This window comes from Salipiger marinus (assembly GCF_035481585.1).
In the GTDB taxonomy this organism is placed as follows: Bacteria; Pseudomonadota; Alphaproteobacteria; order Rhodobacterales; family Rhodobacteraceae; genus Salipiger; species Salipiger marinus.
Window position 1 is genome coordinate 27,515 of sequence record NZ_JAYKSL010000014.1, and the last position, 16,843, is coordinate 44,357.

Genomic DNA, 16,843 nt, shown 5'->3' on the forward strand with positions numbered 1-16,843 from the left:
CATCGCCGCCGCGCTGGAACGCATGGCCCCCGCGCCGCAGGCCGCCCCAGAATTTGGGGCGGCCGAGGCGTTTGTCTGGCACACCAATCCCGACCGGCTGGAGCCGGTGCATCAGATCAGCCGCGTGGCGCTGCGGCTTCTGGTGGGGGTGGACCGCACGCGGGACACGCTGCTGCAGAACACGCTGCAGTTCGCGCGCGGCCTGCCTGCCAACAATGCCCTGCTCTGGGGCGCGCGCGGCATGGGAAAATCCAGCATCGTCAAGGCGGTGCATGCCGAAGTTCGCGCAAGGGGCGAAGATCTGAAACTGGTGGAGCTGCAGCGCGAGGATCTGCCCTCGGTCGCGCGGCTGCTGAACCTGCTGCGCGCCAGCGACCAGCGCTTCCTGCTGTTCTGCGACGACCTGTCGTTCAGCCATGACGACCAGCATTACAAAAGCCTGAAGGCGGTGCTGGATGGCGGCATCGAGGGGCGGCCCGACAACGTGCTGCTTTACGCCACCTCCAACCGGCGCCACCTGATGCCGCGCGACATGATCGAAAACGAACGCTCCACCTCCATCAGCCCCTCCGAGGCGGTGGAGGAAAAGGTCTCGCTGTCGGACCGGTTCGGGCTGTGGCTCGGCTTCCACCCCTGTTCGCAGGACGACTATCTGGACATGATCCGGGGCTATTGCGCGGCACATGGCGTGACTGTCCCCGAGGACCGGCTGCGCGCCGAAGCCATCGAATGGCAGGCCACGCGCGGCGCGCAGTCTGGCCGGGTGGCATGGCAGTTCTTCGTGGATCTGGCGGGCCGCGAAGGCGTGGCGCTGAGCTGACGCAGACCGGAGGGGAGCGGCAGATGCAGATTGCCCAAGGCGCCCGGCCCGATCTTGCGGCACTGGTGACGGCGGTGTTCTCCGCCTCCGAAGGGGCGGCGGAGGGCGCGGTGGTCGGCGGGCTGGTCCGCGACCTGCTGGCCACCACGCCCGCCGCCGACATCCGGGTGTTCTGCGCCACGGAGGCGGGCGAAACCCTTGGCGGCGTCATCTTCACCCGGCTCGATTTCCCCGAGGATCCGCACCGCGTGCTGCTGCTGTCGCCGATGGCGGTGGCGACGGCTAGGCAGGGGCAGGGCGTGGGGGTGGCCCTGCTGCGCCATGCGCTGGCCGCGCTGCGCGCCGAAGGCTGGGATGTGGCGCTGACCTATGGCGATCCGGCCTTTTACGGGCGGGCAGGCTTTGTCCAGATCACCGAAACACAGGCGCGCGCGCCCCTGCCGCTGAGCATGCCGCAGGGCTGGCTGGGGCGGTCGCTGGACGCGGGGGCCATGCCGGTGCTGCGCGGGCAGTCACGCTGCGTAGCGGCGCTGGACCGGGCCGAGCTGTGGTAACACAGCCCGGCCCCGGAAAGGGCTGTCAGCGCAGGTAGGTCATGGGATCGACGCTGTCGAAGCCCTTGCGCACCTCGAAATGCAGGAAGGCCGGATCCCCCGCGCGGACCGAGCCGATGGACTGGCCGCGCGTCACCGCATCACCCTTGGCGACCTGCAGCCCGTCCAGATGCGTGTAGATCGACAGAAGTTCGTCCGGGTGGCGGATGACCACGATCTGCACGTTGTCGGTGTTGCGGGTGATGGCGGCCACCGTGCCTGCGGCAGCGGCCTGCACCGGGGTGCCGCCGGGGGCCGCGATGTCGATGCCCTCGTTCTTGCCCTTGGCATATTCGCGCACGATGCTGCCCTGCACCGGCATGGCCATGGCAGCGGCGCTGGCGGGTTTTGACGCGCTCTGGCCGATCTCGGCCACGGGCTTGGCCGGTGCGGCGGGCGTGGTAGAGGCGGAGGCCGTCTGCGCCGCCGGGGCGGGTTCGTTCTGCGGCAGCGGCTGGCTGGCCGAAGGCGGCTGCGGCGTGGGCGATCCGGTGCCGGGCGCGGTGGTGGCCAGCGCCGCGTTGCTGCTGCTGCTGGCGCTGCTGCTGCGCGGCTCCGCCACCGGGATCAGCAGATACTGGCCCTCGCGCAGCGTGTAATTGGCATCAAGCGCGTTCCAGTCGGCCAGCGCGCGCGGGGTCACGTTGTAAAGCCGCGCGATGGTGAAGGCGGTTTCGCCGCGCGTCACCTTGTGGCGGATCGGCTCCACCCCGGTCTGGGGCTGGGCGGCGGTGCTGGCGGGCGGGGTGCCCGCAGGGGTGATGACCTGCGACTGCACGGCGGGGGCACGGTCGATGGCGCCCCCGGCGAGTGTGGCGATGTCGACCTGTGCGGGCGGCTGGATCGGGCCGGTGGTCGCGGCGCCGGTGGCGGGCGAGGGTTCGGACACCCGGCCCGGCAGGGCGATGATGACGCCCTCGCGCAGCGGATCGTCCGGCTGCATGCCGTTGTAGCGCGCCAGTTCTCCGGCGGGCAGGCCGATGCGCCCCGCCAGCGTCGCCACCGTGTCGTCGCGCCGGGCCACGGCGACCTGATAGTTCGGATAGGAGATGATGCCGCGATTGTCCGGGGCGGGGCGGTTGGCGGCGGCCTGCAGGGCGGCGGCGCTGGTGTCGACCGAGCCGCCCATGCGGCCCCGCATGTCGTAATCCAGCGAGTCGCAGGCGGCGAGCGCGGCAAGAACCCCCAGCGGCAGGGCAAGGCGGGACGCGGGGAAGCGGCGATTGTGCATCTGTCTCTCGATCCTCAAATGCGCCCCTTGTGCCGGGACGTCACGGCAAATGGGCCGCAGGTTGGGTCAGCTGTCCTTGGCCAGCCCCTCGACCAGCGGCACGAAACGCACGGGGCGCAGTTCGTCATACTCGAATCCGTCTTCCGTGCGGGTGACACGGATCAGATGCTGCACGGTATCAGACTGCCCCACCGGCAGCACCATGATACCGCCAATCCGCAACTGGGCCAAGAGCGGGCCGGGCGGATCCTCGGCGGCGGCGGTGACCAGAATGCGGTCAAACGGCGCCTGATCGGGCAGGCCGAAGCTGCCATCGGCGGTGAAGGCGGTGATGTTGGCCAGATCAAGCTGGTCAAAGACCAGCTTCGCCTCGGTGACCAGACGGCGGTGGCGGTCCACGGTATAGATGCGCCGCGCCAGCTGGCTGAGGATCGCGGCCTGATAGCCAGAGCCCGTGCCCACCTCCAGCACCTTGTCGCGGCTCGACACCTGCAGCGCCTGCGTCATGATCCCCACCACCGAAGGCTGCGAGATGGTCTGGCCGCAGGCGATGGGCAGCGGCATGTCCTCATAGGCGCGGTCGGTGAAGTAGCCCTTGACGAAATGCCCGCGGTCGATCCGTTCCATGGCGCGAAGCACGGCGCTGTCCGTCACCCCGCGCGACCGCAGGGCGAACAGGAACTGCATCTTGGCTTCGGCGTCAAAGCTCATGCAAAGGCGTCTTTCAGGCGGTCCAGCGCGTCATGTGCGGTCAGATCCGCGCGCATGGGCGTGACCGAGATATAGCCGTCAAGATTCACTTCCGCATCCGATCCCGGCGTGGCGCGGGCGCGCTGGTCGCCGCCCCGGATCCACAGGAAGCGGCGCCCCGAGGGCGACAGATGCGGCTCGCAGCCATAGCTGGTGTCGATGCGGTAGCCCTGCGGCACGACGCGGGTGCCCTTGACCTCTGCGGCGGGCAGGGGCGGGAAATTCACGCTCCAGAACAGCCGGTAGGGCGCGTCGGGCTCCAGCCCGGTGGCAAGGATGCGGCGGATCACCTCGACGCCATAGGTTGCGGCCCCCTCGAAGGGATTCTCCAGATCGCGGGTGCGCGGCCCCAGATATTGCGACAGCGCGATGGCGGGCAGACCCTGCAGCGCGCCTTCCATGGCGCCGCCCAGCGTGCCGGAATAAAGCGCGTTTTCGGCGGAGTTGTTGCCGCGGTTGACCCCGGACAGGATCAGATCCGGCGGCGTGTCGGTCATCACGTCATGCAGCGCCGCGATGACGCAGTCGGCGGGGCTGCCCTCGGCGGCCCAGCGGCGCGGGCCAAGCTCGGCCACCATCATCGGATGGGTGTAGCTGATGCAATGGCCGACCCCGGACTGCTCGAAAGCGGGCGCCACGGTCCAGACCTCGCCTTGGGGGCCCGCGATCTCGGTGGCGATGGCGTGCAGCACCTCCAGCCCCGGAGCGTTGATGCCGTCGTCATTGGTGATGAGAATGCGCATGATCTGTCCCTCGTGCTGTCAACTCCATAGGGAATGCGCGCGCGCGGGGCAAGTCGCAGCACCCTGCCGCAGCGGCGGCAGGGGCCGGAAAATCAGGGCTGTGGGGAAAGCGCCGCTGTGGCGGGCGGTGAGGCGGGCCTAGGCCAGCCCTGCCTCGGCCAGAAGCCGCGCCGCCTCGGCATAGGGGCTTGCCAGCGCGTCCTTGTCCTCGCCGGGGTGAAAGCGCATCCGGGTGGTGGTGTTCATCGGCGCGGGGGACAGGATGCGCACGCGCGGTCCGGTCTTTTCCGACTCGGCGGCCCAGCTGCGGGCCAGCGCGATCTGCGCGCCCTTGGTGGTGCCGTAATGGCCGTAGAACTTGCGCCCCGCCTGATCGTCCTCGAAGAACAGCGCCAGCCCCTCGGCACCCAGCAGGGGCGCGACATAGGGGATCAGCACGCCCATGGCGCCCAGATTGGTCGCCACCGACTTGTCCCAGTCCTTGCCATCCATATGGCTGGCCAGCGTCAGGGGGGCGGCATGGACCGCCGTATGGGCCCAGACCGCGATGCCGCCCCAGCGGTCATGGATCGACCGGCAGAGCTGCGCCATGGCTTCGGGCTTGGTGATGTCCATGGGGGCCAGCGTGGCGCTGCCGCCCCGGGCCTTGATGCGGTCGTCCAGATCCTCCAGCCCACCGATGGTGCGGCCGACGGCAACGACATGATGCGCGGGCGCCAGCGCCTCGGCCAGGGCAAAGCCGAGACCGCGGGAGGCTCCGGTGACAAGGGCGATCTTTTCACTCATGCGCGCCCTGTCGCCTGCCGCGCGCGGAATGTCAATTCGGCAGGGTGATCCATTGCGCCGCACCCCTGCGGGCCAGCGCGATGCGGTTCTGATCGATCGCCACCACCTGCGCGCCATCGACCATGTCGCCAATGCCCACGGCTTCGGTGCGACCGTCCTTTTTCAGCACGAGGGCGGCGCGGTGCTGGTCGCGGCCAAACACGCCCAGCAGCAGCGGTCGGCTGCGGGGCAGAGGCGCCTGCGTGGTGGCGGTGGCCGCGATCTGCGGCGGGGTGCCGGTCTGTGCCATGATCTGATCCCTGTCCGTTGGGTGTGGACGGCAGGGATAGCGCGGCTGCGGGGCAGGGCGAAAGGGTGCGGCGGGTCACGCCCGCGTGTGCCGGAGATGGGGCAGCGGCGGGCCGCGCAGGGCCGGGCGGTGGACCGCTCAGGCGGTCAGATGCGGCCTTATGTCATCTCCGAAGGCGGCGTAAAGATCGAGCAGCCCGTCGAAGGACAGCCCCTCTCGCTGCGCCTCGGCCAGCGGGCCGTCACTGGCGGTGAAGCGCGGCGGCTGGTCGGGGGCGACCAGCGCCAGCGTCAGCACGCTGGCGCGCTCCTCATCCAAGAGCGGCAGGGTATTGGCCAGCAGGCCCTCGCCGCCCTCAAAGCTGGCGGCGGGGTCGTCATAGGTGGCAAGCCACGCGCGGAACACCGGTTCGGGCACTTCGGCCCAGACGCCCAGATAGAGCCGTTCTTCGCTGCCCCGGATGTCAAACCCCAGGAGCCCGCGCAGGAAATAGCGCCCGTCCATCCGGCACAGATCGGCGGTCAGCCGGTCTTCGCCCGCCAGCTTTTCGCCGCCCTCGGGGGCTGGCCCGTAAGGCCAGTCCTCGGGAGCGTCAAAACCCAGATCGAACACGCCGGAAAACCGTCGCCCGCAGCAGGGGCAGGCGCGGTCGGGATCGTTGAAGCGCCGCCAGCGCGCATCCAGCGCCAGCAGGGTCACTCTGCCGCCGTCTTGAGCTTGAAGCCCTTTTCGATCATGTCCGCCGGTTCCACCGGATATTCGCCAGAGAAACAGGCATCGCAATATTGCGGGCAGCCATTGTCGCGGCCCTTCGCCTCGCCCACGGCGCGGTAAAGCCCGTCCAGCGAGATGAAGCGCAGCGAATCAACCCCCAGATGCTCGCGCATCTCGTCCTCGGACATGGTGGCGGCCAGCAGCTTTTCGCGCTGTGGCGTGTCCACCCCGTAAAAGCACGGCCATGCGGTCGGCGGCGAGGCGATGCGGAAGTGCACCTCGGCGGCCCCGGCATCAAGGATCATCTCCTTGATCTTGCGCGAGGTGGTGCCGCGCACCACCGAATCGTCGACCAGAATCACCCGCTTGCCCCGGATCAGCGCCCGGTTGACGTTCAGCTTCAGCCGGACGCCCATGTTGCGGATCTGCTCGGTGGGTTCGATGAAGGTCCGGCCCATATACTGGTTGCGGATGATGCCCATACCATAGGGGATGCCCGATTCATGGGCAAAGCCGATGGCGGCGGGGGTGCCGGAATCCGGCACCGGGCAGACCAGATCCGCATCGACCGGGGCTTCACGCGCCAGTTCCACGCCGATCTGGCGGCGGGTCTCATAGACCGACCGCCCGCCGATGATCGAATCGGGGCGCGAGAAATAGACGTGTTCGAAGATACAGAATTTCGACGGCTGCGGCCGGAAGGGGCGGCGGCTTTCGACCATCTGTCCGGTGATGACCACCATTTCGCCCGGTTCGATCTCGCGCACGAATTCGGCGCCGATGATGTCCAGCGCGCAGGTTTCCGACGACAGCACCCAGCCATCGCCCACCCGGCCCAGCACCAGCGGGCGCACGCCCAGCGGATCGCGCACGCCGATCAGCTTGGTCCGGGTCATGGCGACCACGGAAAACGCGCCTTCGACGCGGCGCAGCGCATCCTCCATCCGGGCGGGAATGTCGCGTTGCAGCGACCGCGCCATCAGGTGGATGATACATTCGCTGTCCGACGAGGACTGGAAGATAGAGCCGCGTTCGATCAGTTCGCGGCGCAGCGCATCGGCATTGGTGATGTTGCCGTTATGGGCGATGGCAGCACCGCCCATGGAAAACTCGCCAAAGAACGGCTGGACGTCGCGGATCGCGGCGCCTTTCGATCCGGCGGTGGAGTAGCGCACATGGCCGATGGCCAGCACGCCGGGCAGCGTTTCCATCAACGACTGCTTGGTGAAGTTGTCGCGCACATAGCCGAAGCGACGTGCCGAGTTGAACCCGTGCTCGGGCGCATAGGAGACAATCCCACCCGCCTCCTGACCGCGATGTTGCAGCGCGTGCAGGCCAAGGGCGACAAAGTTTGCCGCATCGGTCACGCCGTTCACGCCGAAGACGCCGCATTCTTCATGCAGGCTGTCTCCGTCGATCGCGTCGTAATCGAAGGGGTGGGCGGGGGGCATCTGGCGTTGGGACAAGGGCAGCTCCGCATCCATGAGGCTCGAGTCGCAGCCTCCATACGGCCTGCGGCTTCCAGTGTCACGAAGTGTTCGCAATTCCCCGCAATACAAAGAGCCTATCTCGGCAATGTGAACGCGCTTGGCGTCAGGATGCCGCATCCGCAAAACTGGTCAAGCACAATCCCGTGCCCTAGCTCTGGATCATCAGGGATAACCTCAGGGGGCCATGGCATGGATACCTTTCTTGGTCTGGACGCAACGCTGCTTGCGCGGATTCAGTTCGGCTTCACGGTGTCGTTCCATTTCATCTTTCCCGCGATCAGCATCGGTCTGGCCAGCTATCTGGCGGTTCTGAACGGGCTTTATCTGTGGAAGGGCAACGACACCTATCTGCGGCTCTTCAATTACTGGGTGAAGATCTTCGCCATCTGCTTTGCCATGGGGGTCGTGTCGGGCATCGTGATGTCCTACCAGTTCGGCACCAACTGGTCGGGCTTTTCCGATCTGGCGGGGCCGGTGGTCGGGCCGCTCATGGCCTATGAGGTGCTGACCGCCTTTTTCCTCGAAGCGGGGTTTCTGGGCATCATGCTGTTCGGGCGGCGCAAGGTCGGGCCGGGCCTGCACATGTTCGCCACGCTGATGGTGGCGGTGGGCACCGCGATTTCCGCCACATGGATCCTGTCGGTGAACAGCTGGATGCAGACCCCGCAGGGCTTTTCCATGAACGAGGCGGGGCAGTTCGTCCCCGAAGACTGGTGGGCCATCGTCTTTACCCCCAGCTTCCTTTACCGGCTGGCGCATACGCTGACCGCGACCTACCTGACCACCGCCTTTCTGGTGGGCGGGGTGGCCGCATGGCATCTGCTGCGCGGCGGGCAGGCCAATCCGGGCGTGCGGCGGATGTTCTCCATGGCGATGTGGATGATCGTGGTCACGGCACCGCTGCAGGTGGTGCTGGGCCATGAACACGGGCTGAACACGCTGGAATACCAGCCCGCCAAGATCGCCGCGATGGAGGGGCATTTCGAAAGCCATCCCGACGGCGCGCCGCTGATCCTGTTCGGCATCCCCGATCAGGCGGCGCAGGAAATGCGCTATGAGCTGTCGATCCCCAACCTCTCCTCGGTGATCTTCGGCAAGGGCTGGAACGGGGCGCTGCCGGGGCTCGATACCGTTGCCCCCGAAGACCAGCCGCCGGTTGCGGTGGTGTTCTGGTCGTTCCGGGTGATGGTGGGGCTTGGCTTCCTGATGCTGGGCATGGGGGCATGGGCGCTCTGGACGCGGCTGCGCGGCGATCTTTACGCCTCGCCATGGCTGCACCGCGCCGCCGTGCTGATGGGGCCTTCGGGGCTGGTCGCGGTCATCGCGGGCTGGATCACCACCGAGGTGGGCCGCCAGCCCTATGTGGTCTATGGCGCGCTGCGCACCGCCGATGCGGTCTCGCCGCTGGGGGCGGATGCCGTCGGTTGGTCGCTCATGGCCTTCATCGTCATCTATTTCACCGTGTTCGGGGCGGGCGTGCTTTATATCCTGCGGCTGATGTCGCATCCGCCCGAGGCCGGAGAGCACGGGGCGCGGGTCGAGCCGGGCCCGATCCGCAGCGCGGGCCTGACCCCGCAGCAGCAGTATCCCGGGCGGGGCAACCCCTCCGCCGATCCCGCAGAATAAGGATCCCGTCATGCCTTTTGATCTGACCGTCGCCTGGGCCCTGCTTCTGGTCTTTGCCGTCTTCACCTATGTGGTGCTTGACGGGTTCGACCTCGGGCTGGGGATCCTTTACCCGCTCTTTCCCGAAAAGCACGACCGCGATCTGATGATGAACACCGTGGCCCCGGTCTGGGACGGCAACGAGACATGGCTGGTGCTGGGGGGCGGCGGGCTCTTTGCGGCCTTTCCGCTGGCCTACGCCATCATCCTGCCCGCCACCTATCCGCTGGTCATCGCCATGCTGCTGGCGCTGGTGTTCCGTGGCGTCGCTTTTGAATTCCGCTGGCGCGCGCAGCGGCCGTTTTCGCGGGTGTCGTGGGATCTGGCGTTTTTTGGCGGCTCCACGCTGGCGGCGCTGACGCAGGGCATGATCCTTGGCACGCTGCTGCAGGGGATCGAGGTGGAGGGCCGCCAGTATGCCGGGGGCTGGTGGGACTGGCTGACGCCGTTCACCCTGCTTTGCGGCGTGGCGGTGGTGCTGGGCTATGCGCTGCTGGGGGCCTGCTGGCTGAACATGAAGACCGAAGGCGAGATCCAGCACCGCGCCCGGGTCATCGCGCGGCTGGCGGGCTTTGCCACCGTGGCGGGGATCGTCGCGGTCAGCCTTGCCACGCCCTTTCTGGAAAACGCCTATTTCGAACGCTGGCTCGCATGGCCCGGCATCCTAGAGGTGGCGATCGTGCCGGTGCTGGTGGGGGTGCTGACGCTGGTGCTGGCCCGCGCGCTTCTGGCGGGGACGGGGCCGGACTGGCTGCCCTTCGTGCTGGTGCTGGCGCTGTTCGGCCTGTGCTTCGCGGGTCTGGGCGTGTCGATGTGGCCCTATGTGATCCCGCCCTCGGTCACCATCTATGACGCGGCCAGCCCGCCCAGTTCGCAGCTCTTCATGTTCGTGGGCGCGGTGGTGCTGGTGCCGATCATCCTTGCCTATACCGCCTATGCCTACTGGGTGTTCCGCGGCAAGCTCGACCCCTCCGAAGGCTATCACTGATGCGGCGCATCCTGTGGTTCGTGGCGCTTTACGGCGCGGGCGTGGCGGTGGTGCTGACCGTGGCCTATGCCATCCGGCTGGTGCTGCTGTAACCCCGCTCCCCACCAAAGCAGAACGCCCCGCCTCGGTCCGAGGCGGGGCGCTTTTTTAAGGGCGGACCAGTGCTCCGCGCCGGAACTCAGGCGTCGCTGCCGGCGGGGGCTTCGCAGACGCCGACCAGCTGCTCGTACTGGGTGGTGACCCAGCCCAGTGCCGCAGCGGGATCCTGTGCGGCGATCCGCTCGGTCAGCTGCGAAAAGATCGCGGCAGAGCGGGAATTGTCGATCATCGCGATGTCCTGCGCGGTGATCACGGTCTGGTAGACGAAGAAGGCCACCGCCACCAGCAGCACGCCGCGCGCCACCCCGAACAGGAAGCCCAGACCCTGATCCAGCCCGCCAAGCGCCGACCGCTGCACCAGCCCGGAAAACACCGGCGTGAACAGCGAGGTCACCACCAGCACCAGCGCAAAGACCGCCGCAAAGGCCGCGATGATCGACAGCTCGCAGCTGTCGGACAGGAATTCGCCGATCACCGGCACTTCCTTGACCAGCGGCTGCACCTGCGGTGCGAACATCACCGCCAGCATCGCCGCCACGATCCAGCCCGCGATGGCCAGCGCCTCGCGCACCAGCCCCCGCGAATAGGCCAGCAGCGCCGACAGCACGATGACGAGCGCAACCACCCCGTCGACGATAGTGAAACCTTCCATGGCTCTTTGCGTCCCTTGCCTTGCGCTTGTCGGGGCCTCAGCCGGCTCCGAACACTTCACCCACGACCGTGGCGAGATCGCCCATTTCGGTCAGCGTCATCTCGCCCGCGCCAACAGGCTTTCCACCCCGCGGCAGGATCGCCGTGGAGAAACCAAGTTTTTGCGCCTCTTTCAACCGATTTTCGGTCTGGCCCACCGGGCGCAGCGCGCCCGACAGGCTGATTTCGCCAAAAACCACCGTTTCCGGAGGCAGCGCCACATCTTCGCGCGCCGACAGCAGCGCCGCCGCCACCGCCAGATCCGCGGCGGGCTCGCTGATCTTCATGCCGCCCGCCACGTTCAGATACACATCGAGCCCCGCAAAGGGAATGCCGCAGCGCGCCTCCAGCACGGCGAGGATCATCGCCAGCCGCCCGCCATCCCAGCCGACCACCGACCGGCGCGGCTGCGCCTGCGGGGTAGGGGCGACCAGCGCCTGAAACTCCACCAGCACCGGGCGCGTGCCCTCGATGCCGGAAAACACCACCGACCCCGGCGCGGGCGTGCCGCGTTCGGACAGGAACAGCGCCGAAGGGTTGGTGACCTCCGCCAGCCCCGCGCCGGTCATCTCGAAGACGCCGATCTCGTCGGCGGGGCCGAAGCGGTTCTTGACCGAGCGCAGGATGCGGAACTGGTGGCCGCGCTCGCCCTCGAAATAAAGCACGGTATCGACCATATGCTCGATGACCCGGGGCCCGGCGATCTGGCCGTCCTTGGTGACATGGCCCACCATGATCACCGCCGTATTGTGCCGCTTGGCAAAGGCGGTCAGCTCATGCGCCGCTGCCCGCACCTGCGCCACCGATCCGGGCGCCGAGGCCACGTTGTCCACCCACATGGTCTGGATCGAATCGACGATGGCAAGGCCGGGCTTTTCCGCCTCCAGCGTGGTCAGGATGTCGCGCAGGTTGGTCTCCGCCGCCAGCCGCACCGGCGCATCGGCCAGCCCCAGCCGCTGCGCCCGCATCCGCACCTGCGCGCGGGCTTCCTCGCCGCTGGCATAGATCACGCTCTGGCCCGCGCGGGCAAAGGCCGCCGCCGCCTGCAGAAGCAGCGTCGATTTGCCGATGCCGGGATCACCGCCGACCAGAATGGCAGAGCCGGGCACCAGCCCGCCGCCCAGCACCCGGTCAAGCTCGCCCAGACCCGAGGCGGTGCGCGGCGGCGCCGCCTCCGAGGTGGCGAGATCGGACAGCACCACCGCCCGCCCGCGCGAGGCCCCCAGAGCCTTGCCCGCGGGCCCCTGCGACAGCGGCACCTCTTCCACGATGGTGTTCCACGCGCCGCAGGCATCGCAGCGCCCCGACCATTTGGACGTGGTGTTGCCACAGGCCTGACAGACAAAGGTGGAGGATGTGCGCGCCATGGCGCCTTGTGCCAAGACGGGGGGGCGGCTGCAAGCCGTGCCTTCTTCTGACCGCAAATATCCCGGGGGAGTCTGCGCGCAGGCGCAGACGGGGGCAGCGCCCCCGGCCCTTATTCGGCGGCGCGCCGCGCAGGCATGGCAACGATCCGCTCAGGCGCGCCGCCTTCCTCCGGCTCGGCCCGCAGGGCGGCGGGCAGCACATAGGGGCCGGGCGCCGGGGCGGGTCTGGGCTCCTCGGGCAGAATCTCCGGCAGCACCCGCTCCAGCTCCTCGCAGAGCCGCACCAGCTGCGCTTCGGCCACTGCCTCGTCCAGTTCGACCCGGTCGTGCCACATGCGGATTTCCGTGGCCAGCGCCTTGGCCTGATCCAGCCTGCGGTTGAAATCCTCGATCTCCTGCTGGCGCGCGATCAGGAAATCCCGTGCCCGCATCACGTTGCTGTCGGAATAGATGCGCGCCAGTTCGCGGGACACATGGCTCATCTGCGCCGCAACCTCGAGGATCGACGGCTCCAGATCACCCAGATCGGGATGGTCGCGCAGGAAGGCGATGCGTTCGCGGATCGAATCAAATTCCGAGGACAGCGTGAACACGCCCTGCCGGTCGGCGCGATGCGCCGCCGCATAGGCCTGCGCCACATCGCGCATGTTGAGGTGAAACCGCCGGTGCGAGCGTTCCAGCGCCATGACCCGCGCATTGGTGGGCAGATAGGCCGCCAGCGCCACGGCCAGCGCCACCAGCCCGATCTGCAGCCACATGCCTGCGTTTTCAATGGGTTCGGTGCCAAGGCTCATGTCCAGAACCAGCCATGGCAGCAGGCCGAAGGCCGCCGCCAGCGTCCATGCGCCAAGGCTTGCCCCCAGCGCCAGCACGATCAGGATGGAGATCTGCTGAAGCACCGACTGCAGGATGAGCGCGCTACGGCGCAGCGGTGTTTCCATAACCCAACCCCCCGGAAAACGATCAAAAAACTGATGGGAGTCAAGATAGAACAGGCGGTGGAAAATCCTACAGAATTTTAACCAAATCCCCGCAGGCTGCGCGGTTGCGGCAACAATGGGGGTCCGGGATCAGGATTGTTGCGCCGCTTGCGCCCCTTTCCTCCGCTGCCGGCGTTTCTCCAGCGCGGCCAGCGCCATGGAGGCAAGAATGCAGAAAGTGAAGAGGTAAAGCCCCCATGCCGTCTCCACCCGGCCCACACCGATGCCCTTGGCCAGCGTGATGTAAAGCGCCAGCAGGAAGATGTCGGCCATGGCGAGCCGTCCCAGGGCTGCAAGTGCGGGCAGGGCGCGCGGGCCGAGCCTGCCGAACTGCACCAGCGCAAGGCCCGCGGTCTTGGCCATGGGCGCCACCAGCGCAAAAAGCGCCACCAGCAGCGCCAGTAGGCGGTCGGTCTGCCAGAGCGCGGCGAGGCCGGAGAGCACGCTGATTTCCTGCAGGCCAAAGAGCGGCAGCAGGCCCGCGCGCAGCAGGGGGGCGGTCCATGCGAGCGGATAGAGGATCAGCAGCGCGAGGTTGAGGTATTTCAGCATCGCACCCGCCCCGGCCTCGAGGGGGCGCTGCCCCCGCGCGCGTGCCGCGCGCCCCCCGGAGTTTTCCGGGCAAGATGAAGGGGCAGGGTCGCGCTCACAGCCAGCGGGTGGCGGCCCAGAGGCCGAGGAGGGTGCCGATCAGGATGACATGCAGCGCGTCGATCCAGGCCGCGCGGCGGCCCGGCAGCACGGCGCTGACCAGCAGCGGCGCCGAGGCCAGCAGCAGCGCGGGCAGGCCCTGCCCCTGGGTCATCGCCTGCGAGGCCATGGCGAAGACCGGGCCTTGGTTCAGGTTCAGCGCCGGGGCGAAGGTCAGCGCCAGCCCCGCCAGCGCCAGCAGCAGCGACAGCAGCGCCGCCAGCCGCGCCGGGCCGCGCGCGATCAGGCCGCGCGCCAGCGCCAGCAGCGCCAGCACCTCCAGATAGACGAAGGTCCGCACGAAGATCAGCGCCAGCAGCAGCGGGCTTGGTTCGAAAAAGGTCATCGCAGCGCCTCGATGGGGCCATAGGGGTGGCCGTGGATGAACTGCCGGACATAAGGATCGTCGGTGCTGTCCAGATCGCCGACCGGGCCGGTCCAGCGGATGCGGCCGTCATGCAGCATGGCGACGCGGTCGGCAATGGCGCGGACCGAGGCCATGTCATGGGTGATGGTGATGGTGGTGGCGCCCATTTCGGTGGTGATCTCGCGGATCAGGGCGTTGATGACCCCGGCCATGATCGGATCAAGCCCGGTGGTGGGTTCATCGAAGAAGATCACCTTGGGGTCGGCGGCGATGGCCCGGGCAAGGCCCACGCGTTTCTGCATGCCCCCCGACAGTTCGGCGGGCAGCCGGTCGGCCACCTCCGGCCCCAGCCCGACGCGGCGCAGCTTGTCGAGCGCCACGGCCCGCGCCTCGGCCTGCGGGCGGCGCAGGCTGCCCCGCAGCAGGCGGAAGGCGACGTTCTGCCAGACCGGCAGCGAGTCGAAGAGCGCGCCGCCCTGAAACAGCATGCCGAAGCGGGACAGGAAGGCCTCGTGGTTGCGGCCCTGCGTATCCTGCCCGTCCACGGTGATCTGGCCCGCGTCGGGCGGCACAAGGCCAAGGATAGATTTCAGCAGCACCGATTTGCCGGTGCCCGACCCGCCGATCACCACCAGCGACTGGCCGCGCGCCACGTCGAGATCGACGCCGCGCAGCACGGCATTGGCACCAAAAGATTTGCTGAGGTTACGGATCCGGATCATGCCGAAAAGAACACCCCCGTCAGCAGGAAATTGGCGGCAAGGATCAGGATCGCCGCCGCCTCGACCGAGCCTTTGGTGGCGCGGCCCACGCCCTGCGCGCCGCGCCCCGAGCCCATGCCGTAATAGCAGCCCATCAGCGCCGCGATGCCGCCAAAGGCGCAGCCCTTGGCGAGCGAGGAGAGCACGTCCAGCGGTTCGAGAAAATCGAGCGTGTTTTTCAGATAGCCCGCCGCGTTGAAGCCAAGCGGGCCGGTGGCCACGGCATAGCCGCCCGCGATGCCGATGACATCGCCCACCGCCACGAGGGCCGGCACCACCAGCAGCGCCGCCAGCAGGCGCGGCGCCACGAGATATTTCATCGGATGGGTGCTGAGCGTCACCAGCGCGTCGATCTGTTCGGTGACCTTCATCGTGGCGATTTCGGCCGCGATCGAGGAGGTGACGCGGGCCGCGATCATCAGCCCCACCAGCACCGGGCCCAGTTCGCGCACCATGCCGATGGCCACGATCTGCGGCACCACTGCCTCGGCGCTGAACCGCGCGCCGCCCGAATAGATCTGCAGCGCCAGCGCACCGCCGGTGAAGATGGCGGTCATGCCCACCACCGGCAGCGACAGCCAGCCGATCTGCAGCAGCGCGCCCGCGAATTCCCGGCCATAGAAGGGCGGGCGCAGGAGATGCGACAGCGCCTGCAGCGCAAACAGCGTGACCCGTCCCACCGCCGCAAGCCCCGCCAGAACGGCGCGGCCGATCAGGGCAAGGGGCGCCGCCGGGCTCATCCGCCGAGATAGCGCCGCGCGTAGCGGGAGCCGAGCGAGGTCAGGATCTCGTAGCCGATGGAGTTGATGTGATCGGCAAGCTGGTCCACGCCCTGATGCGGGCCAAGCAGTTCCAGCGTGGCGGGCATTTCGCGCACCGCGCTGACATCGACGGTGATCAGATCCATGCTGATGCGGCCCAGAAGCTTGCAGCGGGTGTCGCCCGCCCAGAGATGGGTCTTGGGTGCCAGCGCGCGGATCAGGCCATCGGCATAGCCGGCGGCGATGGTGGCGACCTTCATCGGCATCCGCGCCACGAAGGCATTGCCATAGCCCACGGATTCGCCCGCCGTCACGTCGCGCACCTGAATGATCGGGATGTCCAGCGCCACCACCCGCTGCGCCGCCGCGAAGGGCAGGCCGCCATAAAGCCCGATGCCGGGGCGGGTGACGTCGAAATGATAGGCCTCGCCCAGCAGGATGCCGCCCGTCGCCGCCAGGGACCGAGGCGCCTCGATGCCGTCGGTCATCTCGCGGAAGGTGCGCAGCTGGAAGGCGTTCATGCCGTGATCGGGCTCATCGGCGCAGGCCAGATGCGACATGACCAGACGCGGGTTCTGCGCCAGCGCGATGTCGCGCAGCGCCGACCATTCCGCCGGTTCCATGCCCAGCCGGTTCATGCCGCTGTCAAGCTGGATGCCGAAGGGATGGCCGGGCAGCGCCTCGACATGGCGCAGCATCTGGTCGATGGAGTTGATCATCGGCGTCAGATGCGCATCGCGCAGCAGGGCGGCATCGCCGGTCATATGGCCGGAGAAGACGTTGATCTCTGGCCCGGCGCCAAGGATATGGCGCAAGCTTGCCCCTTCCTCGGTGGTGGCCACGAAGAACCGGCGCACGCCTTCGCGCGCCAGCATGGGGGCCACGCGGTCCGCGCCCAGCCCGTAGCAGTTCGCCTTCACCACGGCGCCCGCCTCGGCGGTGCCGCGCGCGGCGAGAGCGCGCCAGTTGGCGCGGATTGCGTCAAGATCGATGGTAAGCTGTGCCTGTGCCATGGCGCGACTGATTGCGTCCGGGGGGCGGGGCGTCAAGGGGGAAAGC

The 16,843-nt window shown here is 68.1% G+C and carries 20 protein-coding genes; 5 read left to right on the forward strand and 15 right to left on the reverse strand.

The features are described from left to right. The first annotated feature begins 22 nt into the window (after nucleotides 1–22). Both VK682_RS17520 and VK682_RS17525 read left to right on the forward strand, forming a co-directional pair. Entirely contained in the window at nucleotides 23–820 is a 798-nt protein-coding gene (locus VK682_RS17520; protein ID WP_380716262.1) for an ATP-binding protein, read from the forward strand. A 23-nt stretch (nucleotides 821–843) separates the two neighbouring features. After that, nucleotides 844–1,374, forward strand: coding sequence for a GNAT family N-acetyltransferase (locus VK682_RS17525; RefSeq protein ID WP_324782282.1), 531 nt, complete (start codon nucleotides 844–846; stop codon nucleotides 1,372–1,374). A gap of 25 nt (nucleotides 1,375–1,399) precedes the next feature. Here the strand turns inward: VK682_RS17525 and VK682_RS17530 are convergent, their stop codons facing one another. The 7 genes from VK682_RS17530 to purF form a co-directional block, all read right to left on the reverse strand. After that, complete coding sequence (locus VK682_RS17530; RefSeq protein WP_230797519.1) at nucleotides 1,400–2,644, reverse strand: peptidoglycan DD-metalloendopeptidase family protein; 1,245 nt, start codon at nucleotides 2,642–2,644, stop codon at nucleotides 1,400–1,402. Nucleotides 2,645–2,710: 66 nt separating this feature from the next. After that, complete coding sequence (locus VK682_RS17535) at nucleotides 2,711–3,355, reverse strand: protein-L-isoaspartate(D-aspartate) O-methyltransferase (protein ID WP_089844194.1); 645 nt, start codon at nucleotides 3,353–3,355, stop codon at nucleotides 2,711–2,713. Beyond that, nucleotides 3,352–4,137, reverse strand: coding sequence for a 5'/3'-nucleotidase SurE (gene surE, locus VK682_RS17540; protein ID WP_089844193.1), 786 nt, complete (start codon nucleotides 4,135–4,137; stop codon nucleotides 3,352–3,354). Before surE ends, VK682_RS17535 begins: the two co-directional genes overlap by 4 nt. A gap of 138 nt (nucleotides 4,138–4,275) precedes the next feature. Then, nucleotides 4,276–4,923: an SDR family NAD(P)-dependent oxidoreductase gene (locus tag VK682_RS17545; RefSeq protein ID WP_230797520.1), complete on the reverse strand. Its 648-nt coding sequence runs from the start codon at nucleotides 4,921–4,923 to the stop codon at nucleotides 4,276–4,278. A 31-nt stretch (nucleotides 4,924–4,954) separates the two neighbouring features. Then, on the reverse strand, nucleotides 4,955–5,212 hold the full coding sequence (locus VK682_RS17550) for a type II secretion system protein N (RefSeq protein WP_230797521.1): 258 nt from the start codon (nucleotides 5,210–5,212) through the stop codon (nucleotides 4,955–4,957). Between the two features lie 138 nt (nucleotides 5,213–5,350). Continuing rightward, complete coding sequence (locus VK682_RS17555) at nucleotides 5,351–5,911, reverse strand: DUF2199 domain-containing protein (RefSeq protein WP_230797522.1); 561 nt, start codon at nucleotides 5,909–5,911, stop codon at nucleotides 5,351–5,353. Then, entirely contained in the window at nucleotides 5,908–7,377 is a 1,470-nt protein-coding gene (gene purF / locus VK682_RS17560; protein ID WP_089844627.1) for an amidophosphoribosyltransferase, read from the reverse strand. Before purF ends, VK682_RS17555 begins: the two co-directional genes overlap by 4 nt. A gap of 228 nt (nucleotides 7,378–7,605) precedes the next feature. On the opposite strand from purF, the gene VK682_RS17565 reads away from it, so the two are divergent. The 3 genes from VK682_RS17565 to VK682_RS17575 are packed head-to-tail and all read left to right on the forward strand — an operon-like array spanning nucleotide 7,606 to nucleotide 10,161. After that, nucleotides 7,606–9,042 (forward strand): cytochrome ubiquinol oxidase subunit I, encoded by a 1,437-nt coding sequence (locus VK682_RS17565; protein ID WP_324782283.1) that lies wholly within the window; start codon nucleotides 7,606–7,608, stop codon nucleotides 9,040–9,042. 10 nt (nucleotides 9,043–9,052) lie between these two features. Further along, nucleotides 9,053–10,069: a cytochrome d ubiquinol oxidase subunit II gene (cydB, locus tag VK682_RS17570; RefSeq protein WP_089844187.1), complete on the forward strand. Its 1,017-nt coding sequence runs from the start codon at nucleotides 9,053–9,055 to the stop codon at nucleotides 10,067–10,069. Then, complete coding sequence (locus VK682_RS17575) at nucleotides 10,069–10,161, forward strand: DUF2474 domain-containing protein (RefSeq protein ID WP_089844185.1); 93 nt, start codon at nucleotides 10,069–10,071, stop codon at nucleotides 10,159–10,161. Before cydB ends, VK682_RS17575 begins: the two co-directional genes overlap by 1 nt. A gap of 86 nt (nucleotides 10,162–10,247) precedes the next feature. Here VK682_RS17575 and VK682_RS17580 read toward each other — a convergent pair whose 3' ends face one another. The 8 genes from VK682_RS17580 to alr all read right to left on the reverse strand — a co-directional run bounded on the left by VK682_RS17580 (nucleotide 10,248) and on the right by alr (nucleotide 16,797). Further along, the gene (locus VK682_RS17580) at nucleotides 10,248–10,820 is read right to left on the reverse strand and encodes a CvpA family protein (RefSeq protein ID WP_230797524.1); all 573 of its coding nucleotides are present in this window, start codon (nucleotides 10,818–10,820) and stop codon (nucleotides 10,248–10,250) included. 37 nt (nucleotides 10,821–10,857) lie between these two features. Further along, nucleotides 10,858–12,225: a DNA repair protein RadA gene (gene radA, locus VK682_RS17585; protein ID WP_089844181.1), complete on the reverse strand. Its 1,368-nt coding sequence runs from the start codon at nucleotides 12,223–12,225 to the stop codon at nucleotides 10,858–10,860. Nucleotides 12,226–12,335: 110 nt separating this feature from the next. After that, entirely contained in the window at nucleotides 12,336–13,166 is an 831-nt protein-coding gene (locus tag VK682_RS17590; protein WP_230797525.1) for a DNA repair protein, read from the reverse strand. Between the two features lie 129 nt (nucleotides 13,167–13,295). Continuing rightward, nucleotides 13,296–13,757 (reverse strand): paraquat-inducible protein A, encoded by a 462-nt coding sequence (locus tag VK682_RS17595; RefSeq protein ID WP_230797526.1) that lies wholly within the window; start codon nucleotides 13,755–13,757, stop codon nucleotides 13,296–13,298. Between the two features lie 94 nt (nucleotides 13,758–13,851). Next, nucleotides 13,852–14,241, reverse strand: coding sequence for a hypothetical protein (locus tag VK682_RS17600; RefSeq protein WP_230797527.1), 390 nt, complete (start codon nucleotides 14,239–14,241; stop codon nucleotides 13,852–13,854). Continuing rightward, nucleotides 14,238–14,984, reverse strand: a complete 747-nt coding sequence (locus tag VK682_RS17605) for an ABC transporter ATP-binding protein (protein WP_230797528.1) — start codon at nucleotides 14,982–14,984, stop codon at nucleotides 14,238–14,240. Before VK682_RS17605 ends, VK682_RS17600 begins: the two co-directional genes overlap by 4 nt. After that, the gene (locus VK682_RS17610; RefSeq protein WP_230797529.1) at nucleotides 14,981–15,763 is read right to left on the reverse strand and encodes an MlaE family ABC transporter permease; all 783 of its coding nucleotides are present in this window, start codon (nucleotides 15,761–15,763) and stop codon (nucleotides 14,981–14,983) included. The genes VK682_RS17605 and VK682_RS17610 overlap by 4 nt, the downstream gene beginning before the upstream one ends. Next, nucleotides 15,760–16,797, reverse strand: coding sequence for an alanine racemase (gene alr, locus VK682_RS17615; RefSeq protein WP_089844170.1), 1,038 nt, complete (start codon nucleotides 16,795–16,797; stop codon nucleotides 15,760–15,762). Before alr ends, VK682_RS17610 begins: the two co-directional genes overlap by 4 nt. Between the last annotated feature and the right edge of the window lie 46 nt (nucleotides 16,798–16,843).

Excerpts from the sequence above, each read along its gene's own strand:
- VK682_RS17520 (WP_380716262.1), top strand. The coding sequence starts at position 23 with ATGGCCCCCGCGCCGCAGGCCGCCCCAGAATTTGGGGCGGCCGAGGCG.
- VK682_RS17525 (WP_324782282.1), top strand. The coding sequence starts at position 844 with ATGCAGATTGCCCAAGGCGCCCGGCCCGATCTTGCGGCACTGGTGACG.
- VK682_RS17530 (WP_230797519.1), bottom strand. The coding sequence starts at position 2,644 with ATGCACAATCGCCGCTTCCCCGCGTCCCGCCTTGCCCTGCCGCTGGGG.
- VK682_RS17535 (WP_089844194.1), bottom strand. The coding sequence starts at position 3,355 with ATGAGCTTTGACGCCGAAGCCAAGATGCAGTTCCTGTTCGCCCTGCGG.
- surE (WP_089844193.1), bottom strand. The coding sequence starts at position 4,137 with ATGCGCATTCTCATCACCAATGACGACGGCATCAACGCTCCGGGGCTG.
- VK682_RS17545 (WP_230797520.1), bottom strand. The coding sequence starts at position 4,923 with ATGAGTGAAAAGATCGCCCTTGTCACCGGAGCCTCCCGCGGTCTCGGC.
- VK682_RS17550 (WP_230797521.1), bottom strand. The coding sequence starts at position 5,212 with ATGGCACAGACCGGCACCCCGCCGCAGATCGCGGCCACCGCCACCACG.
- purF (WP_089844627.1), bottom strand. The coding sequence starts at position 7,377 with ATGCCCCCCGCCCACCCCTTCGATTACGACGCGATCGACGGAGACAGC.
- VK682_RS17565 (WP_324782283.1), top strand. The coding sequence starts at position 7,606 with ATGGATACCTTTCTTGGTCTGGACGCAACGCTGCTTGCGCGGATTCAG.
- cydB (WP_089844187.1), top strand. The coding sequence starts at position 9,053 with ATGCCTTTTGATCTGACCGTCGCCTGGGCCCTGCTTCTGGTCTTTGCC.
- VK682_RS17575 (WP_089844185.1), top strand. The coding sequence starts at position 10,069 with ATGCGGCGCATCCTGTGGTTCGTGGCGCTTTACGGCGCGGGCGTGGCG.
- VK682_RS17580 (WP_230797524.1), bottom strand. The coding sequence starts at position 10,820 with ATGGAAGGTTTCACTATCGTCGACGGGGTGGTTGCGCTCGTCATCGTG.
- radA (WP_089844181.1), bottom strand. The coding sequence starts at position 12,225 with ATGGCGCGCACATCCTCCACCTTTGTCTGTCAGGCCTGTGGCAACACC.
- VK682_RS17590 (WP_230797525.1), bottom strand. The coding sequence starts at position 13,166 with ATGGAAACACCGCTGCGCCGTAGCGCGCTCATCCTGCAGTCGGTGCTT.
- VK682_RS17595 (WP_230797526.1), bottom strand. The coding sequence starts at position 13,757 with ATGCTGAAATACCTCAACCTCGCGCTGCTGATCCTCTATCCGCTCGCA.
- VK682_RS17600 (WP_230797527.1), bottom strand. The coding sequence starts at position 14,241 with ATGACCTTTTTCGAACCAAGCCCGCTGCTGCTGGCGCTGATCTTCGTG.
- VK682_RS17605 (WP_230797528.1), bottom strand. The coding sequence starts at position 14,984 with ATGATCCGGATCCGTAACCTCAGCAAATCTTTTGGTGCCAATGCCGTG.
- VK682_RS17610 (WP_230797529.1), bottom strand. The coding sequence starts at position 15,763 with ATGAGCCCGGCGGCGCCCCTTGCCCTGATCGGCCGCGCCGTTCTGGCG.
- alr (WP_089844170.1), bottom strand. The coding sequence starts at position 16,797 with ATGGCACAGGCACAGCTTACCATCGATCTTGACGCAATCCGCGCCAAC.